This window comes from Thiobacter subterraneus (assembly GCF_055379455.1).
In genome coordinates, this window is record NZ_AP042402.1 from 639616 (window position 1) to 657822 (window position 18207).

Annotated in this window: 14 protein-coding genes and 1 pseudogene; 6 read left to right on the top strand and 9 right to left on the bottom strand. The window is 66.4% G+C overall.

What is annotated here, in order from left to right:
- The first annotated feature begins 229 nt into the window (after window positions 1-229).
- The 5 genes from pstS (at window position 230) to ACZ42P_RS03360 (ending at window position 5160) form a co-directional block, all read left to right on the top strand.
- Window positions 230-1264, top strand: a complete 1035-nt coding sequence (pstS, locus tag ACZ42P_RS03340; protein ID WP_464898684.1) for a phosphate ABC transporter substrate-binding protein PstS — start codon at window positions 230-232, stop codon at window positions 1262-1264.
- A 74-nt stretch (window positions 1265-1338) separates the two neighbouring features.
- Window positions 1339-2301, top strand: coding sequence for a phosphate ABC transporter permease subunit PstC (gene pstC, locus ACZ42P_RS03345; RefSeq protein ID WP_464898685.1), 963 nt, complete (start codon window positions 1339-1341; stop codon window positions 2299-2301).
- Between the two features lies 1 nt (window position 2302).
- Window positions 2303-3148 (top strand): phosphate ABC transporter permease PstA, encoded by an 846-nt coding sequence (gene pstA / locus ACZ42P_RS03350; protein ID WP_464898686.1) that lies wholly within the window; start codon window positions 2303-2305, stop codon window positions 3146-3148.
- 10 nt (window positions 3149-3158) lie between these two features.
- Window positions 3159-3974 carry a phosphate ABC transporter ATP-binding protein PstB gene (gene pstB / locus ACZ42P_RS03355; RefSeq protein WP_464898687.1) on the top strand — a complete coding sequence of 272 codons (816 nt, stop codon included), beginning with the start codon at window positions 3159-3161 and terminating at the stop codon, window positions 3972-3974.
- A gap of 142 nt (window positions 3975-4116) precedes the next feature.
- Entirely contained in the window at window positions 4117-5160 is a 1044-nt protein-coding gene (locus ACZ42P_RS03360) for a polysaccharide pyruvyl transferase family protein (protein WP_464898688.1), read from the top strand.
- On the opposite strand, the gene ACZ42P_RS03365 is transcribed toward ACZ42P_RS03360, so the two are convergent.
- From ACZ42P_RS03365 to ACZ42P_RS03385, 5 genes are all read right to left on the bottom strand, one after another.
- Window positions 5135-7432 carry a putative bifunctional diguanylate cyclase/phosphodiesterase gene (locus ACZ42P_RS03365; protein ID WP_464898689.1) on the bottom strand — a complete coding sequence of 766 codons (2298 nt, stop codon included), beginning with the start codon at window positions 7430-7432 and terminating at the stop codon, window positions 5135-5137. The genes ACZ42P_RS03360 and ACZ42P_RS03365 overlap by 26 nt on opposite strands.
- 60 nt (window positions 7433-7492) lie before the next feature.
- Entirely contained in the window at window positions 7493-8854 is a 1362-nt protein-coding gene (gene glmM / locus ACZ42P_RS03370; protein ID WP_464898690.1) for a phosphoglucosamine mutase, read from the bottom strand.
- Window positions 8851-9678: a dihydropteroate synthase gene (folP, locus tag ACZ42P_RS03375; protein WP_464898691.1), complete on the bottom strand. Its 828-nt coding sequence runs from the start codon at window positions 9676-9678 to the stop codon at window positions 8851-8853. Before folP ends, glmM begins: the two co-directional genes overlap by 4 nt.
- Window positions 9679-9772: 94 nt before the next feature.
- Window positions 9773-11665: an ATP-dependent zinc metalloprotease FtsH gene (gene ftsH, locus ACZ42P_RS03380; RefSeq protein WP_464898692.1), complete on the bottom strand. Its 1893-nt coding sequence runs from the start codon at window positions 11663-11665 to the stop codon at window positions 9773-9775.
- Between the two features lie 76 nt (window positions 11666-11741).
- A complete protein-coding gene (locus ACZ42P_RS03385) occupies window positions 11742-12368 on the bottom strand; it encodes an RlmE family RNA methyltransferase (protein ID WP_464898693.1) in 627 nt (208 codons plus the stop codon).
- A 42-nt stretch (window positions 12369-12410) separates the two neighbouring features.
- On the opposite strand from ACZ42P_RS03385, the pseudogene yhbY reads away from it, so the two are divergent.
- A pseudogene (gene yhbY / locus ACZ42P_RS03390) lies at window positions 12411-12674 on the top strand (ribosome assembly RNA-binding protein YhbY); the annotation flags it as partial.
- A 41-nt stretch (window positions 12675-12715) separates the two neighbouring features.
- On the opposite strand, the gene ACZ42P_RS03395 reads toward yhbY, so the two are convergent.
- The 4 genes from ACZ42P_RS03395 to carA form a co-directional block, all read right to left on the bottom strand.
- Window positions 12716-13162, bottom strand: coding sequence for a DUF4149 domain-containing protein (locus ACZ42P_RS03395; RefSeq protein ID WP_464898694.1), 447 nt, complete (start codon window positions 13160-13162; stop codon window positions 12716-12718).
- A gap of 27 nt (window positions 13163-13189) precedes the next feature.
- Window positions 13190-13666 (bottom strand): transcription elongation factor GreA, encoded by a 477-nt coding sequence (greA, locus tag ACZ42P_RS03400; protein WP_347309035.1) that lies wholly within the window; start codon window positions 13664-13666, stop codon window positions 13190-13192.
- Window positions 13667-13696: 30 nt separating this feature from the next.
- Complete coding sequence (gene carB / locus ACZ42P_RS03405) at window positions 13697-16909, bottom strand: carbamoyl-phosphate synthase large subunit (RefSeq protein WP_464898695.1); 3213 nt, start codon at window positions 16907-16909, stop codon at window positions 13697-13699.
- A gap of 67 nt (window positions 16910-16976) precedes the next feature.
- Complete coding sequence (gene carA / locus ACZ42P_RS03410; protein WP_464898696.1) at window positions 16977-18113, bottom strand: glutamine-hydrolyzing carbamoyl-phosphate synthase small subunit; 1137 nt, start codon at window positions 18111-18113, stop codon at window positions 16977-16979.
- Between the last annotated feature and the right edge of the window lie 94 nt (window positions 18114-18207).

Genomic DNA, 18207 nt, shown 5'->3' on the forward strand with positions numbered 1-18207 from the left:
TCGGGTGTTCCTGCTCAGGCGACCCGGGGGATGCCCCCAAGGCTGCCACGGCCGCCATTGTGGGCGGGGCGTGTTACAGCTTGATGACAAGTCACACAGCGCCACGAGTCGACGAGCCACAAACGGATCAATCACTTAGCGAGCGCGATGGGGCGTAGCGCCGCCAGGCCTGTCACAAACGGGCAAGAGTTTTGTAACATTCGGGTTTTTCCGCCTGGAGCCGTCACCGATGAAACGCTTCCTCTTCCTGCTGCCTGTGCTGAGCCTCGTGGCGCTCTCCGGCCTGGCCCGCGCAGCCGACATCACCGGCGCCGGTTCCACCTTCGCCTACCCCATCCTGGCGAAGTGGGCCCAGGCCTACAAAACCCGGACGGGTGTGGGCCTCAACTATCAGTCCATCGGCTCCGGTGGCGGCATCAAGCAGATCCAGGCCAGGACAGTGGATTTCGGCGCATCGGACAAGCCGCTGCCCCTGGCCGAGCTGGAGAAGAATGGCCTGGTCCAGTTCCCGGTCATCATGGGCGGGGTGGTGCCGGTGGTGAATCTGCCGGGCGTGACTCCGGGGCAACTGCGTCTGACCGGTCCGGTGCTGGCCGACATCTTCCTGGGCAAAATTAAGCGCTGGAACGACCCCGCCCTGGCCGGCCTCAATCACGGTGTCGCCCTGCCAAACCAGGCCATCACCGTGGTGCACCGATCGGATGGGTCGGGTACCACCTTCATCTTCACCAATTACCTGTCCAAGGTGAGCCCGGAGTGGAAAAGCAAGGTGGGCGAGGATGCCTCGGTGGCGTGGCCGGCCGGCGTGGGCGGCAAGGGCAATGAAGGTGTCGCCTCCTACGTGAGGCAGATCAAGGGCGCCATTGGCTACGTGGAATATGCCTACGCCCTGCAGAACAAAATGACCTACACCCTGCTGCAGAACCGTGAGGGGGTGTTCGTGGCCCCCAACGAGGAGAGTTTCAAGGCGGCCGCCGCCAATGCCGAATGGGAAAAGGCGCCCGGTTTCCACGAAATCCTCACCAACGAACCGGGCAGGCAGAGCTGGCCCATCACCGGCGCCACCTTCGTGCTCATGCACAAGGTCCAGACCAGGCCCGAGATCGGGCGCGCCGTGCTCGCCTTCTTCGACTGGGCCTATCGCGAGGGAGACAAGCTGGCACTGGAGCTCGATTACATCCCCATGCCGCCCAAGGTGGTGAGCCTGGTACAAAAGACCTGGAAGGAACAGATCAAGGACCCCGCGGGCAAACCCATCTGGTAAGACAGCGGGGCGCGCCAACCTGAAACGGCTCTGCCCAGGATCTGCGGCATGCCACCGCGAGAGAGCCGGATACCATGTCCAAAATCATCAGCGATGCGACCCTGAAACGCCAGCACCTGCTGGACCGGCTGTTTCGCGCCACCACCTGGCTGTTCGCCTTGCTGGTGCTGGCGGTGCTGCTGGCCATCCTGGTCTCCCTTGTCTGGGGTGCCTGGCCGGCCATCCAGGCCTTCGGCGTGCGTTTCCTGGCGAGCAGGGAATGGAATCCGGTGACCGACGAGTTCGGCGCCCTCGTTCCCATATTCGGCACCCTTGCCACGTCCGCCATCGCCCTGCTCATCGGCGTGCCGGTGAGTTTCGGCATCGCCCTGTTCCTGACGGAACTGTCGCCGCTGTGGCTGCGCCGCCCCCTGGGCATCGCGGTGGAGCTGCTGGCCGGCATTCCCAGCATCATCTACGGCATGTGGGGGCTGTTCGTGCTGGCGCCGGTGCTGCAGGAAACCATCCAACCCTGGCTGATCGAAAACCTGGGGGACAAACCCGGCATCGGCTTCCTGTTCCAGGGCGCGCCCATGGGCATCGGCGTATTCACCGCGGGCATCATTCTCGCGATCATGGTCATTCCCTTCATCGCCTCGGTCATGCGCGACGTGTTCGAGATCGTGCCGCCGATGCTGAAGGAATCCGCCTACGGCCTCGGCGCCACCACGTGGGAGGTGGTGCGCCACGTGGTGCTGCCCTACACCAGGATCGGCGTGGTGGGCGGCATTATGCTCGGCCTCGGCCGCGCCCTGGGCGAGACCATGGCCATCACCTTCGTCATCGGCAACGCCCACCAGTTCAGCACCTCGCTCATGATGCCGGGCAACAGCATCGCCTCCGCCCTGGCCAATGAATTCACCGAGGCAACCACCGACTTGCATGTTGCGGCCCTGATCGAGCTGGGCCTGATCCTGTTCATCATCACTTTCATCGTGCTTTCCCTGTCCAAGCTCCTGCTGCTGCAGCTGGCCAAGCAGGAAGGCAAGCAGACCTAGCATGATTTCCCTATACGCCCGCAGGCGCTTCATCAACGCCTTCAACCTCACCGTGTCCCTGCTCACCATGGCCTTTGGCCTGTTCTGGTTGGCATGGATTCTGTGGACCCTGCTCCGGCTTGGCATTTCCGGCTTGAGTCTCGCCACCTTCACCGAAATGACGCCGCCACCCGGCAGCCCGGGCGGCCTGCTCAACGCCATCGCCGGCAGTCTGATGATGACCACCCTCGCCACCCTGATCGGCACGCCGGTGGGCATCCTGGCAGGCGTGTATCTGGCGGAGTTCGGCCAGGGCAGTCGGCTGGCCGCCGTCACCCGTTTCGTCAACGACATTCTCCTGTCGGCACCGTCCATCGTCATCGGCCTGTTCATCTACGAGGTGTACGTGGTCAAGGTCGGCCACTTCTCGGGCTGGGCCGGGTCCTTCGCGCTGGCCCTGATCGTGGTGCCGGTCGTGGTGCGCACCACCGAGAACATGCTCAAGCTGGTACCCAATAGCCTGCGCGAGGCCGCGGCCGCCCTGGGGGCGCCCCAGTGGAAGATCATCCTGCTGGTCACCCTGCGTGCCTCCCGCGCCGGCATCCTCACCGGGATCCTGCTGGCGGTAGCGCGCATCGCCGGCGAAACTGCGCCGCTGCTGTTCACCGCCCTCAACAACCAGTTCTGGAGCACCAACCTGAACGCGCCCATGGCCAATCTTCCGGTGGTCATCTTCCAGTTCGCCATGAGTCCCTACCAGGACTGGCAAAAGCTCGCCTGGGCCGGCGCGCTGCTGATCACCTTCAGTGTCCTGATCCTCAACATCATCGCCCGCGTCGCCTTCCGCCAGCGGGGCGGGCTCGGCTAGGCTGAGAACCATGCAAAGCAAACTGTCCTCTGTGCCTCCCCTGGAGGAAACGCGGCCGCCGCGGTTGCAGCCACCGGCCAAGCTCACGGTGCGCAATCTCAACTTCTACTACGGCAAATTCCACGCCCTGAAAAACATCAACCTGGAGATCCCGGAAAACCGGGTCACCGCCTTCATCGGGCCGTCCGGCTGCGGCAAATCCACCCTGCTGCGCACCTTCAACCGCATGTACGCGCTCTACCCCAACCAGCGCGCCGAAGGCGAGATCATTCTGGACGGCGAGAACATCCTGGATCCGCGCCAGGATCTCAACCGACTGCGGGCCAAGGTGGGAATGGTGTTCCAGAAGCCGACACCCTTCCCCATGTCCATCTACGACAACATCGCCTTCGGCGTGCGCCTCTACGAACGCCTGTCCCGGCACGAGATGGACGAGCGGGTGGAATGGGCCCTGAGGAAAGCGGCCCTGTGGAACGAGGTGAAGGACAAGCTCAAACAGTCCGGCAACAGCCTCTCCGGCGGGCAGCAGCAGCGTCTGTGCATCGCCCGGGCCATCGCCGTGAAGCCGGAGGTGGTGCTGCTGGACGAACCGGCCTCGGCGCTCGACCCGATCTCCACTGCCCACATCGAGGAGCTCATCCACGAGCTCAAGGTGGACTACACCATCGTCATCGTCACCCACAACATGCAGCAGGCGGCCCGCGTGTCGGATTACACTGCCTATATGTACATGGGTGAGCTCATCGAGTTTGGCGACACCGACACTGTCTTCACCACTCCCAGGCAGAAAGCCACCGAGGACTACATCACCGGCAAGTTCGGCTGATGGGGCGCGGGCGCGTCCCCTGACCCAGCGCCCGCCAGTCGTCCTGTTCGGCGCCTGTGACCGCCACAATCTGGGGGATCTGCTGTTCCCCCACGTCCTCGCCGCCCTGCTGCCGGCTCCGCCCCGGGCTGTGGCCGGCCTCGTGTCACGCGACCTGCGCCCCTTTGGCGGACATGCGGTGCGCGCCCTGTCCGAGCTGGCGGCAGAGCAAAGCGAGCCCCCTGTGCTCGTACACGTGGGTGGTGAGACGCTCACCTGCTCCGTCGAGGATGCGGCCCTGATGCTCGCCACCCTTGAGGAACCGGCCAGGATCTTGCAGGCGCGGCTGGCGGCTGCGGGAGCGGCACCCTACGTGGCCGGCCGCGAACGTGCGGGGCGGCAAGCCCGCATCGTGCACTGTGCGGTGGGCGGCTGTGAGCTGGACGACGCCCCGGCCGAGTTGCGACGCACCGTCCTGGCGGCCCTCGCCGAGGCCGACTGGGTGGGCGTGCGGGACCGTTTGACCGAGGCGGCGTTGCGCCACCATGGGCTCGACTGTGTGCTGATGCCGGATGGGGCGGTGCTCACGCGCGCCCTGTTTGGCCCGCGCATCGCGCAACATGCCGCCCAGGGGGAAGTGGCCGGGCTCAGGCAGCGTTTTCCCGAAGGCTGGCTCGCGGTGCAGTTCAGCCTGGATTTCGCCGATGGGGCGAGTCTGGCCGCGCTCGCCGCCGCCTGTGACCACTTGGCGGCCCGCACCGGGCTGCCCCTGGTGCTGTTCCGCGCGGGTGCCGCCCCCTTGCACGACGATCTGGCCCTGTATCGAGCCGTGCTGGCGCGTCTCGCACCCGGCACCCGCGCCCGCCTATTCCAGTCCCTCGACATCTGGGACATCTGCGCCGTGATCGCGGCAAGCCGCGGCTATCTGGGCAGCAGCCTGCACGGGCGCATTCTCGCCTTGCTTTACGGCCTGCCGCGCGTGAGTCTGGGACTCGATCATCGGCGTCCGCGCAAGCTGCATGCCTTCGTCACCACCTGGGAAAGACCGGACGTGCCCAGCGTGCTGCCGCCGGGGGAGGCCGCCGAGGCACTGCTGGCCCAGTTGGACGCGCCGGCGGCGCCAAGCCTTGCCCAGGCGGACGCCCTCGCCGCCCGCTGCCGCGTCGCCATGGCCGCCTGGATCAGGCGCCTGGTGACGGCCGCCTGACGCCGCGCGCCCGCACGAAGCGTTCGAAGGCCGCCGCGTCCAGGGGGGGCGCGGCGAGATGGCCCTGATAGCTGTCGCACCCGGCGCCCCGCAACCAGGTGAGCTGGGCCTCGGATTCCACGCCTTCCGCCAGCACCCGGAGGCCGAGGCTGTGCCCCAGGGTGATCACCGAGCGCACGATGGCGGCGTCGTCCTCGTCTTCCGGCAGGTGGTGGATGAAGGACTGGTCGATCTTGAGCTTGTCCAGGGGAAAGCGCTTCAGGTAACTGAGCGAGGAAAAGCCGGTCCCGAAATCGTCCACCGCGAGTCCCACCCCGAGCGCCTTGAGTTCGTGCAGCAGCGCAGTGGTGCGCGCCACATCCTGCATGGCGGTGGTCTCGGTGATCTCGATTTCCAGGTTCGCGCTGGCAAGGCCGGTGTCCCGAAGCACCTCGGCTACCTGCTGCGGCAGGGTTTCCAGGGCAAACTGCCGCGCCGAAACATTCACCGCCACCACCAGGCAGTCCAGCCCCTGATCGCACCAGCGGCGCACCTGGGCGCAGGCGGTGCGCAGCATCCAGGTGCCCAGGCGGTTGATCAGTCCCGACTCCTCCGCCAAGTGCAGGAACTCGGCGGGTGCCAGCAGACCGCGTCGGGGATGCTGCCAGCGCAGCAGCGCCTCCATGCCGATGACGCGCCCGCTGGCCACGTCCAGCTGCGGATGGTAGAACACCTCGAGCTCACCCAGCTCCTCCGCATGGCGCAGTTCGTTCTCCAGTTGCAGCCATTCCCCCGCGCGCTCGTTCATGTCGCGCGTGTAGCATTCGAGGCGGTCGCCCCCCTGCTTGCGTGCCCGGTCCAGCGCAGCATCGGCATTGCGAACCAGGGCAGCCCCATCCTGGCCGTCCAGGGGAAACACGCTGATGCCGATGCTGGCGGCGAGATTGACCTCGCGCCCCTCGACGTAGAAGGGCAGGCGCATCGCCTCCAGCAGCTTCTCCGCGAGCAGGACCGGTGTCTCTTCCTTGGCGAAGGCGGGCAGCAGCACACAAAATAGCGGGCCGCCGAAATGGTAGAGGGCCGCCCCCTGCGCATGCTCCCGCTGGGCCGCCAGGGCCTCACCCAGCCGGACACCCACGGCCCGCAGCAACACATCCCCGGCACCATGGCCGAGGCTGTCCACCACGAACTTGAACCGGTCCACGCCCACAAGCAGCAGCGCAGCCCGCGCCGCAGGCCGGTCCGGCGGGTAGAGGACGGCCTGCACGGTCTCCTGGAACATGCGGCGGTTGGGCAGGTCGGTGACGGGATCGTGATAGGCCTGGCGAATGGTGCGTTCCTCCGCCAGCCTGCGTTCCGTGACATCGGCGATATAGACATGGAACACCTGGAGGTCCGCCAGCCAGTACAGATGGCACTCGAGGTGAATGCCGGGCCGCACCTCGTACGCCCAGAATTCGGCCTGGTCGTGACTGCCGCGCAGACTCTCCAGACGGCCCATGAGATCCGGCGGCAGCAGGGCACGTGGATCATCCTCCCCGGCGCCGATGCGCGCGAGCAGTTGCCGGGTGGCGGGATTGGCGTAGAGCACTCGGCCGGCGGGTGACAGCCGGATCACCGGGTCGGGATTGCGTTCCGGAAACTCGGCCAGCAGCTGGCGCTCGCGCTGTTCGCGCAGGTAGCTGTCGATGTAATGACCGACGAACAGGGAAACGATGAAGATGGCGGCCGCCAGCAGTCCCACCATGAGCTGCATGCGCCGCGCCGCGGCTTCCACCTGGCGCACCGCCCGGTCCATGCGCTGTTCGGCGTCTGCGACGAGCTCGCGCAGGGTCGCGTCGATTTGGGCCACCCGGCTACTGGCCCGGGCCAGGGCGGCACGGGCCGCCGCCTGGTCGGTGGGCGACCGGGCGAGCGCCGCCTCCAGGTCACGCGCCGCCTGCCGCAGCTCGCCGTAGGCTTGCACCACCGTGTCCCTTTGCCTGCTGGGGGCTACCCGCAAGCCCTCCAGACCCTGGCTGCAGCGCCGGTCCAGTTCCGCGACCCGGGCAGCGAGCAGGCTGCGGTCGGCGGCGGCAAAGGCCACATAGAGCAGGACTTCCTGCTCCCGCAGGTCGCGCTGTAAGCCGCTCATGGCGCGCAGCGCCGGCCCTTCCCGCTCGGCCACGGCCAGGGCGGCGGCGCGCACCTGTTCGCCACTGTGAATCGCCCAGCCAGCCAGGAACAGCCCCAGGAGCAGCACCACCAGATAGGCGGCGAACAGGCGCGTGCGAAAACTCGGGGAAAAGGCCATGGTTGTCTCTATGGCCGCGCTGCGGCCACGCAGGGAAGATGCGGAACGAGGCGCAGGAGGTCAGGCGGCGCCGGCCGCCTGCTTCACCACCTCGGCGATGTGGCGGGCCCAGCGCTCCACCTGTTCCGGGTCCCGTCCTTCCACCATGACGCGCACCAGGGGCTCGGTGCCGGAATTGCGCAGCAGCACGCGTCCCTGCCCCTGCAGTTCGGCTTCCGCCTCCACCACTGCCGCCTGAACGGGAATGCTCTCCCGGAAATCGAAGCCCTTGGCGATCTTCACGTTGATCAGGCGCTGGGGATACAGGGTGACGTCACGGGTGGCCTCGCGCAGGGTCTGCTTGTGGGCGCGCAGCGCATGCAGCACCTGCAGCGCGGAGATGATGCCATCGCCCGTGGTGTGCCGGTCGCGGCAGATGATGTGGCCGGAAGACTCGCCGCCCAGCTGCCAGCCCTTTTCTTCCAGCATCGCCAGCACGTAGCGGTCGCCCACCGCGGCCCGCGCGAAGGGAATCTTGTGTTTCCTGAGGGCGTGCTCCAGCCCCAGGTTGGTCATCAGCGTGCCCACCACGCCCCCCTTGAGCGTACCCTGGCGGGCACGCTGGCGGGCGATGACGTAGAGCAGGAGATCGCCGTCGTAGAGGGTGCCGTCGCCATCCACCATGATGACACGGTCACCGTCGCCATCGAAGGCGATGCCCAGATCCGCACCCTGTTCCTGCACGGTGCGCTGCAAAAGCTCGGGATGGGTGGAGCCACAGCCGGCATTGATGTTGAGACCGTCGGGTTTGACGCCGATGGCAATCACCTCCGCCCCCAGCTCGTGGAACACATGGGGGGCGATGTGGTAGGTGGCGCCATGGGCGCAATCCACCACGAGCTTCAGCCCGCGCAGGTCCATTTCGTTGGGGAAGGTGCTCTTGCAGAATTCGATGTAGCGGCCGTCGGAATCGTCCACCCGGCGCGCCTTGCCCAGCCGGTCGGCCGGCATGCACTGCAGGGGCTCGGCGAGGGCTTTTTCGATGGCCTGCTCGGTACGGTCCGGCAGCTTGAGCCCGCCCGGACCGAAGAACTTGATGCCGTTGTCGGGATAGGGGTTGTGGGACGCGGAAATGACGATCCCCGCCTGGCAACGCAGGGCCCGGGTGAGATAGGCCACCCCCGGCGTCGGCATGGGGCCCAAAAGCAGCACGTCCACGCCCGCCGCGGCAAGACCGGCTTCCAGCGCCGATTCCAGCATGTAGCCGGAAATACGCGTGTCCTTGCCGATGATCACCGACGGGCGCTCGGTTTTCATGCGCCGGTCGGCCTCGGCGAGAATGCGTCCGGCGGCATAGCCCAGACGCATGACGAAGTCCGGCGTGATGGGTTCCTGGCCCACCGTGCCGCGCACACCATCGGTGCCGAAATATTTTCTGGTCATGCTCCCCATCCTTCCACCGCAGCGGCCACCGCGAGGGCTTCGCGCGTCGGGCGCACGTCGTGCACGCGCAGGATGCGCGCGCCCTTGAGGGCGGCCAGCAGCGCCGCCGCCACACTGGCGTGGAGGCGCGCCTCCACCGGCGCGCCGGTAATGCTGCCCAGCATGGATTTGCGCGACAGACCCGCCAGCACGGTCACACCCAGGCTGGCCAGGTCCCCGAGATGCCGCAGAAGCTCCAGATTATGCTGAAGATTCTTGCCGAAGCCAAACCCGGGGTCGATGACGATACGGTCCTGGGCAATGCCCGCCGCCCGGGCTGCAGCGATGCGCGCCGCGAGGAAGGCACGCACCTCGCCCACCACGTCTTCATAGCTGGGATTGATCTGCATGGTGCGCGGCTCGCCCTGCTTGTGCATCAGGCACACCGCTGCATTGCTTGCCGCCACCGCCTCCAGCGCCCCCGGCGCGAGCAGGGCGTTGACGTCGTTGATCATGTCCGCCCCGGCCGCCAGTGCCGCCCGCATCACCGCGGGCTTCTGGGTATCCACGGACAGGGGCACGCCTGCGTGGATCAGTCCCTCCACCACCGGCAGCACCCGGTCCAGTTCCTCGGCTTCGGACACCGGTGCCGCCCCCGGACGGGTGGATTCGCCGCCGATGTCCAACAGGTCCGCGCCCTCCGCCACCAGGGCGAGCCCGTGCTCCACCGCGCGCGCGTCGTCGAAAAAACGCCCGCCGTCGGAGAAGGAGTCGGGCGTGACGTTGACGATGCCCATGATCAACGGGCGCTCGAGGGAAAGGACAAAGCGGCCGCAGCGCAACATGGGGGCGGGTCAGGGGTTGCAAGTCACAAGTTGCAAGGCGGGCCCGACTTCTCGTTTCCGGCTTGCAACTTGAATCTTGGAACTTGCAACTGCCTTATGCTTCCTCGGCCGGCTTGGTGGTGGGCGCCGCGGCGCTGGGCGGGGCCTTGTCGGCCGGCGTGGACACCGGGGTCACGGGCTTGGGCGGACGCGGCGCGCGGCCTTCCATGATGTCGTTGACCTGGTCGGCGTCGATGGTCTCCCATTCCAGCAGGGCCTGGGCCATCATTTCCACCTTGTCCCGGTTTTCCTCGATCAGCCGGCGCGCCAGCGCATATTGTTGGTCGATGATGCGGCGGATCTCCGCATCCACCTTCTGCATGGTGGCTTCCGAGACGTTCTTGTGGGTGGTGATGGACCGCCCCAGGAAGACCTCACCCTCGTTCTCGCCATAGACCATGGTGCCCAGGTTCTCGGACATGCCCCACTCGGTCACCATGCGCCGTGCGAGCTCCGTGGCACGCTGGAAGTCGTTGGACGCACCGGTGGTCATCTGATTCATGAACACCTCTTCCGCGATGCGCCCGCCGAACAGCACGGCGATGTTCTGCAGGATGGTGTCCCGGTCCATGCTGTAGCGGTCTTCGGTGGGCAGCTGCATGGTCACGCCCAACGCGCGCCCGCGCGGGATGATGGTGACCTTGTGCACCGGATCAGTCTTGGGCAGGAGCTTGGCCACCACGGCATGACCCGCCTCGTGATAGGCGGTGTTCCGGCGCTCGTGTTCCGGCATGACGATGGACTTGCGCTCCGTGCCCATGATGATCTTGTCCTTGGCGCGCTCGAAGTCCTCCATGTCCACCAGGCGCTTGTTGGCGCGGGCAGCGAACAGGGCCGCCTCGTTGACCAGATTGGCCAGGTCCGCGCCCGAGAAGCCGGGCGTACCCCGCGCCAGCACATCGGCGCGCACGTCCGGCGCAATGGGCACCTTGCGCATGTGCACCAGAAGGATCTGCTCGCGGCCGCGGATGTCCGGCAGCGGCACCACCACCTGCCGGTCGAACCGGCCCGGGCGCAGCAGCGCCGGGTCCAGCACGTCCGGCCGGTTGGTGGCGGCGATCACGATCACGCCGGAATTGGCCTCGAAGCCGTCCATCTCCACCAGGAGCTGGTTCAGGGTCTGCTCGCGCTCGTCATTGCCGCCGCCGAGGCCCGCACCGCGCTGCCGGCCCACGGCGTCGATCTCGTCGATGAAGATGATGCAGGGGGCGTTCTTCTTGGCCTGTTCGAACATGTCGCGCACGCGCGCGGCACCCACGCCGACGAACATCTCGACGAAGTCCGAACCGGAGATGGAGAAGAACGGCACCTTCGCCTCGCCGGCGATGGCCTTGGCGAGCAGCGTCTTGCCGGTACCGGGCGAGCCCACCATGAGCACGCCGCGGGGAATGCGCCCGCCCAGTTTCTGGAAGCGGCCCGGATCACGCAGGAATTCCACCAGTTCGGCCACCTCCTCCTTGGCCTCGTCGCAGCCGGCGACATCGGCGAAGGTCACCGTATTGGCCGACTCGTCCAGCATGCGCGCGCGGCTCTTGCCGAAGGAGAAGGCGCCGCCCTTGCCTCCACCCTGCATCTGGCGCATGAAGAAGATCCAGACGCCGATCAGCAGCAGCATCGGGAACCAGGAAATGAAGATGCTGGTGAGCATCGACGGTTCCTCGGGCGGTTTGGCGTCGACGCGCACGTTGTATTTGAGCAGGTCGTCCACCAGCCATAGGTAATTGGACGGCGCATAGCTGGTGAAGGTGGTGCCGTCGGTACGCCGGCCCTTTATGGTATTGCCCTCGAGCTGGACGCGCTCGATGGCCCCGGCCTTCATCTCCTGGACGAAGGTCGAGAACTCCATGTGGCTGGCGACCACGCGCCGCTGGCCGAACTGCTGGAACACCATCATCAGCACCATGCCGATGATGAGCCAGATGGCGACGGTTTTGAACACGTTATTCAAGAGAACACCCCGCTAGACAAAAAACCGGACCGGCTGTGCGACCCATTCTAAACCCATTCCCCGCCCCGTGGGACGCTCAGGCGTCGCCGCGCGGCTGCCGCGCCAGGAGGTACACCTCCCGGCTGCGCGGGCGGGAGGCCTGCGGCTTGCGCAGCGCGACCTGCCTGAACCGCCGCCGCGCCTCGCGCACGAAGTCTTCGAACCCGGATCCCTGGAAAAGTTTTACCAGAAAGACCCCATCGGGTTTGAGCCATTGCAGCGCGAAATCCATGGCCAGTTCCGCCAGATGCTGGCTTCTCGCCTGGTCGGCGATGCCGATGCCGCTGATATTGGGCGCCATGTCGGACATTACAAGGTCGGCCCGGCGCCCTGCCAGGCGCCGTTCCAGCGCCGCGAGCACCGCCTCCTCGGTGAAATCGCCCTGGATGAACTCCACCCCGGCCAGGGGCGCCATCTCCAGCAGGTCCAGCGCCAGGACACGGCCGGCCGGGCCCACCCTGCCTGCCGCCACCTGACTCCAGCCCCCCGGGGCGGCCCCCAGATCCACCACCAGCGCACCGGGTTTCAGCAGGTGGTCGCGGGCGTCGATTTCCAGGAGCTTGAATGCCGCCCGCGAGCGGTAGCCGAGCCGCTTAGCCTCCCGGACGTATGGGTCGGTGACGTGCTCGGTCATCCAGGCCTTGCTGGTCTTGCTGCGCTTCATGCGGTAGACTGGCGCGCTTTCCGCGCATCCCACGAAACCACGATGTTGTCCCTTACCTCCGCCCAGCGTCGCTTCCTGCGTGCGCAGGCCCATGGTCTGTCCCCGGTGGTCCTGCTGGGCGAGGCCGGCCTGTCAGAGGCCGTGCTCAAGGAAATCGACGCGAGCCTCAAGGCCCACGAGCTGATCAAGATCAAGGTGGCGGGAGAAGACCGGGCAACGCGCGCCCGGCTTCTGGAAACCATCTGCGGAACCCTGGGCGCGGCACCGGTGCAACACATCGGCAAGATCCTGGTCATCTACCGTCCGGCCGCCACACCCCGTCTGGTGCTGCCGGCCTGACGGCGGCTTCAGCGGCTGCGCAACACCAGCACCAGCCCCAGCACACTCTGGATGACGAACAGCACGCTGGCGATACCGTGCCAGCGGGCGAAGCGGTCGGCCACCACACCCTGCATCACCTGCGCCGCGCCGCCCTGCAGCTTGAGTGCCTCGAGAACGGGCTGGATGCCGAAGTGACCGATGAGGGTGAGCAGGAGCATGACGAACACCACCCAGAATACCAGCTGCCTGAAGGCCGCCACACCGTGGCTGATGATCCGGTACAGGATTAGGTAGGCACCGCAGGCCATACCCAGGTAGGCCGTGACGGTGAACATGCGGCCCGCGAGCATGCCCGCGAGCTGACGGTCGGAGAGGCTGGAGAACAGCGTCGGCGCGGCGATGAAGCCGATCGCCCACAGGCTGCCCACCCACAGCACCGCGGCGATGGCGGCCAGTTTCTGGAAATTGTTCATGGCAGGGGCGGGTATCCGGCCGCCGGTCTAGATGTAGCGCACGTCCAGGATTTCGTATTCGCGCACGCCACCCGGCGCCTGCACCTCCGCCACGTCGCCCGGAAACTTGCCGATCAGGGCGCGGGCGATGGGCGAGCTGATGGAAATCTTGCCCTGGCGCAGGTCCGCCTCGTCATCGCCGACGATCTGGTAGGTCACCTTCTGGCCGGTTTCCAGATCCTCCAGATCCACCGTGGCGCCGAACACCACGTTCCCCTCCGCATCCAGCAGCTTGGGATCGATGATCTGGGCGTTGGCCAGCTTGCCCTCCAGCTCGGCGATGCGTCCCTCGATGAAGCTCTGACGTTCCTTGGCCGCATCGTACTCGGCGTTCTCCGACAGGTCGCCGTGGGCGCGCGCCTCCGCGATGGCGCTGATGACGGCCGGGCGTTCCACAGTCTTGAGGTGATGCAGTTCGGCGCGCAGTTTCTCGGCGCCGGTGACGGTCAGCGGGATCTTGCTCATTATTGCGTACTCCTTAGACAAGGGGGCGGCTTACGCACCCTGTTTCAGGCGGGCGTGCAGGCCCTGCAGGTCGAACACGGTCAGTTCGCGCATGTGCTGCATGCCGGTGACAGCGGCGCGCGCGCCCGAAAGCGTTGTGAAGTAGGTGACGCGGTGGGCGAGCGCGGCGGCCCGGATGGCTGCCGAATCCTGGATCGCGCGCTTGTCCTCCACGCTGTTAATGATCATGGCGATTTCGCGGTTCTTGATCATGTCCACGATGTGCGGGCGACCCTCCGGCACCTTGTTCACGACCTGCACCGCCAAGCCCGCGCCCTGCAGCACCGCGGCGGTTCCCCGGGTGGCACACAGGGAAAAGCCCAGCTCCGCCAGTTTGCGCGCCACCTCGATGGACTTGACCTTGTCCTGGGGCTTGACGCTGATGAACACCTTGCCGCCGGTGGGAAGCCGGGTACCCGACGCAAGCTGGGACTTGACGAACGCCTCGCCGAAAGTGGCGGCAATGCCCATCACCTCGCCGGTGGACTTCATTTCCGGTCCCAGCATGGGGTCCACACCCGGGAACTTGACGAAGGGGAACACGGCCTCCTTCACCGAGTAGTAGGGCGGCACCACTTCCTTTTCCACGCCCTGCTCCTTCAGGCTCTTGCCGGCCATGCAGCGCGCCGCGATCTTGGCCAGGGGCAGGCCGCAGGCCTTGGACACGAAGGGCACGGTGCGCGAGGCACGCGGATTGACCTCCAGCACGTAGATGGTGTCGTTCTGGATGGCGAACTGGATGTTCATCAGCCCGACCACGTTGAGCGCGCGCGCCAGTTTCACGGTCTGGTTGCGCAGCTCGTCCTGGATTTTCTGGCTCAGGCTGAAGGGCGGCAGCGAGCAGGCGGAATCGCCGGAATGCACGCCTGCCTCCTCGATGTGTTCCATGATGCCGCCGATGAGCACGTCGCGTCCGTCGCACACCGCATCCACGTCCACCTCGATGGCATCGTTGAGGAAGCGGTCCAGCAGCACCGGCGAATCGTTGGACACCTTCACCGCCTCACGCATGTAGCGTTCCAGGTCGGCGGCTTCGTGCACGATTTCCATGGCGCGGCCGCCCAGCACGTAGGAAGGCCGCACCACCAGCGGATAGCCGATCTCCTCCGCCAGCCTGAGCGCCTCCTCGGCGCTGCGCGCAGTGCGGTTGGGCGGCTGCCTGAGCCCCAGCTCGTGCAGCAGTCGCTGGAAACGCTCCCGGTCCTCGGCGCAGTCGATGGCATCGGGCGTGGTACCGATGATGGGCACACCGTTGGCCTCCAGATCGCGGGCGAGCTTGAGGGGTGTTTGGCCGCCGAACTGGACGATGACGCCCTTGGGCTTTTCCACCCGCACGATCTCCAGCACGTCCTCCAGCGTGAGCGGCTCGAAATAGAGACGGTCCGAGGTGTCGTAGTCAGTGGACACGGTCTCCGGATTGCAGTTGACCATGATGGTTTCAAAGCCGTCCTCGCGCATGGCCAGCGCCGCATGCACGCAGCAGTAGTCGAACTCGATGCCCTGGCCGATGCGGTTGGGACCGCCGCCCAGCACCATGATCTTGTCCCGGCTGGTGGGGTTGGCCTCGCACTCCTCCTCGTAGGTGGAGTACTGGTAGGCCGTGTCCGTGGCGAACTCGGCGGCGCAGGTATCCACCCGCTTGTAAACCGGGTGGATGCCCAGCGCCCAGCGCCGCGCCCGCACCGCGTGCTGGTCGGTGCCCAGCAGACGCGCCAGACGCCGGTCGGAAAAACCGCGCCGCTTCAGCTCCCACAGCTCGTCCCGGGACAGGGAATCGAGGCTGCGCCCCCGGAGCGCCTCCTCGCGCCGCACCAGGTCCTCGATCTGCGCCAGGAACCAGGGATCGATGTGGGTGAGCTGCTGGATTTCCTCGAAGGGCATGCCCCAGCGGAAGGCATCGGCGATGTACCAGATGCGCTCCGCCCCCGGGTTGCCCAGTTCCGCTTCCAGGGTGTCGGGGTCGCTGGTCTTCTCGTCCAGGCCGTCGGCGCCGGTCTCCAGCCCGCGCAGGGCCTTCTGCAGCGATTCCTGGAAGGTGCGGCCGATGGCCATCACCTCGCCCACGGATTTCATCTGGGTGGTGAGGCGGTCGTTGGCCTGCTTGAATTTCTCGAAGGCGAAACGTGGAATCTTGGTGACCACGTAGTCGATGGACGGCTCGAAGGAGGCCGGGGTCCGGCCACCGGTGATGTCGTTCTTGAGCTCGTCCAGGGTATAGCCCACCGCCAGCTTGGCGGCGATCTTGGCGATGGGAAAACCCGTGGCCTTGGAAGCCAGCGCCGAGGACCGGGACACGCGCGGGTTCATCTCGATCACCACCATGCGCCCGTCCTTGGGATTCACCCCGAACTGGACGTTGGAGCCACCGGTCTCCACACCGATCTCACGCAGCACCGCCAGCGAGGCGTCGCGCATGATCTGGTATTCCTTGTCGGTGAGCGTCTGGGCCGGCGCCACCGTGATGGAATCGCCGGTGTGCACCCCCATGGGGTCGAAGTTCTCGATGGAGCAGACGATGATGCAGTTGTCGTTCTTGTCCCGCACCACCTCCATCTCGTATTCCTTCCAGCCGATCACCGATTCCTCGATCAGCAGCTCCCGGGTGGGTGACGCCTCCAGGCCGCGTTCGCAGATGGCGACGAACTCCTCCATGTTGTAGGCGATGCCGCCACCGGTGCCCCCCATGGTGAAGGACGGCCGGATGATGGTGGGGAAGCCCACCATGGCCTGCACCTGCAGGGCTTCCTCCATGGAATGGGCGATGGCCGCGCGCGGGCACTGCAGCCCGATGCGCTCCATGGCCTGCTTGAACTTCTCGCGGTCCTCCGCCTTGTCGATGGCCTCCCGGGAGGCCCCGATCATCTGCACCCCGTATTTGTCCAGCACCCCATGCTTGGCCAGATCCAGGGCACAGTTGAGCGCGGTCTGACCGCCCATGGTGGGTAGCAGCGCATCCGGACGTTCCCGCTCGATGATCTTTTCCAGCACCTGCCAGGTGATGGGTTCGATGTAGGTCACGTCCGCCATCCCCGGGTCGGTCATGATGGTGGCCGGGTTGGAGTTGACCAGGATGACCTTGTAGCCCTCCTCCTTCAGCGCCTTGCAGGCCTGGGCGCCGGAATAGTCGAACTCGCAGGCCTGGCCGATGATGATCGGGCCGGCGCCGATGATGAGGATGCTGTGGATGTCGGTACGTTTGGGCATAGCTGTCTTCAGCACCAGGAACGGGGAGGAAAGGCGCACTGCCCGCGTCCTCCGCGACCTTTGCGCGTCATGCTTTGTTTCGCTCCTGCATCATGCTCACGAAGCGGTCGAACAGATAACCCACGTCATGGGGCCCGGGGCTGGCCTCCGGATGTCCCTGGAAGCTGAAGGCCGGCACATCGGTGCGCGCGATGCCCTGCAGGCTGCCATCGAACAGGGACACGTGGGTGGGCCGCAAATGGGCAGGCAGGGTATCCGCATCCACGGCGAAGCCATGGTTCTGGCTGGTGATCAGGACGCGCCGGGTGTCCAGATCCTGGACCGGATGATTGGACCCATGGTGGCCGAATTTCATCTTCACGGTCCGCGCACCGGAGGCCAGCGCGAGCAGCTGATGCCCAAGACAGATGCCGAAGATGGGCATCTGTACTTCCAGCAGGGTGCGGATGGCGCGGATGGCGTAGTCGCAGGGTTCGGGATCGCCGGGCCCGTTGGACAACAGCACCCCATCGGGCTTGAGGGCGAGCACCTCCTGCGCCGGGGTCTGCGCCGGGACCACCGTCACCCGGCAACCCCGCGCCGCCAGCATGCGCAGGATGTTGCGCTTCACGCCGTAGTCGTAGGCCACCACGTGGTGCCTGGGCGCCTCCAGGCGGGGATGGCCCACGCCCCGCACCCAGGTCTGCTCGTCCCATTCATAGGGCGCGCGGCAGCTCACCACCCGGGCCAGATCCATGCCTGCCAGACCCGGGAAGGCGCGTGCCATGTCGAGGGCGCGCACCTCGTCCACCTCGCCCGCCATCAGGCAGCCGTTCTGGGCACCCTTCTCGCGCAGGATGCGGGTGAGCCTACGCGTGTCGATGCCGGCAATGGCGGGCACGCCGTGCCGGCGCAAATAGGAGCCGAGATCCTCCCGGCTGCGCCAGCTGCTCGGCCGCAGGGACAGATCGCGGATCACCAGACCCGCGGCGTAGATGCGGTCGGCCTCCTCGTCTTCGGGATTGACCCCCACGTTGCCGATGTGGGGGTAGGTCAGGGTGACGATCTGGCGTGTGTAGGAAGGATCGGTGAGGATTTCCTGGTAGCCCGTCATGCCCGTGTTGAACACCACCTCGCCGGTGGTGACCGTCTCGGCGCCAATGGAGACACCCCGGAAAACGGTCCCGTCGGCGAGAACGAGCAGGGCGGGGGCGGGCGTGGACACGGGCAAACTCCAGTACCAGATACACAAGAAGCGGGAAAGGCCATGCGCCTTCCCCGCTTCCCGAAGCGTCGGAATTATACCGGATTGTGACAGG

Coding starts and splice junctions, on each gene's coding strand:
- pstS (WP_464898684.1), top strand. CDS start 230: ATGAAACGCTTCCTCTTCCTGCTGCCTGTGCTGAGCCTCGTGGCGCTC.
- pstC (WP_464898685.1), top strand. CDS start 1,339: ATGTCCAAAATCATCAGCGATGCGACCCTGAAACGCCAGCACCTGCTG.
- pstA (WP_464898686.1), top strand. CDS start 2,303: ATGATTTCCCTATACGCCCGCAGGCGCTTCATCAACGCCTTCAACCTC.
- pstB (WP_464898687.1), top strand. CDS start 3,159: ATGCAAAGCAAACTGTCCTCTGTGCCTCCCCTGGAGGAAACGCGGCCG.
- ACZ42P_RS03365 (WP_464898689.1), bottom strand. CDS start 7,432: ATGGCCTTTTCCCCGAGTTTTCGCACGCGCCTGTTCGCCGCCTATCTG.
- glmM (WP_464898690.1), bottom strand. CDS start 8,854: ATGACCAGAAAATATTTCGGCACCGATGGTGTGCGCGGCACGGTGGGC.
- folP (WP_464898691.1), bottom strand. CDS start 9,678: ATGTTGCGCTGCGGCCGCTTTGTCCTTTCCCTCGAGCGCCCGTTGATC.
- ACZ42P_RS03385 (WP_464898693.1), bottom strand. CDS start 12,368: ATGAAGCGCAGCAAGACCAGCAAGGCCTGGATGACCGAGCACGTCACC.
- ACZ42P_RS03395 (WP_464898694.1), bottom strand. CDS start 13,162: ATGAACAATTTCCAGAAACTGGCCGCCATCGCCGCGGTGCTGTGGGTG.
- greA (WP_347309035.1), bottom strand. CDS start 13,666: ATGAGCAAGATCCCGCTGACCGTCACCGGCGCCGAGAAACTGCGCGCC.
- carB (WP_464898695.1), bottom strand. CDS start 16,909: ATGCCCAAACGTACCGACATCCACAGCATCCTCATCATCGGCGCCGGC.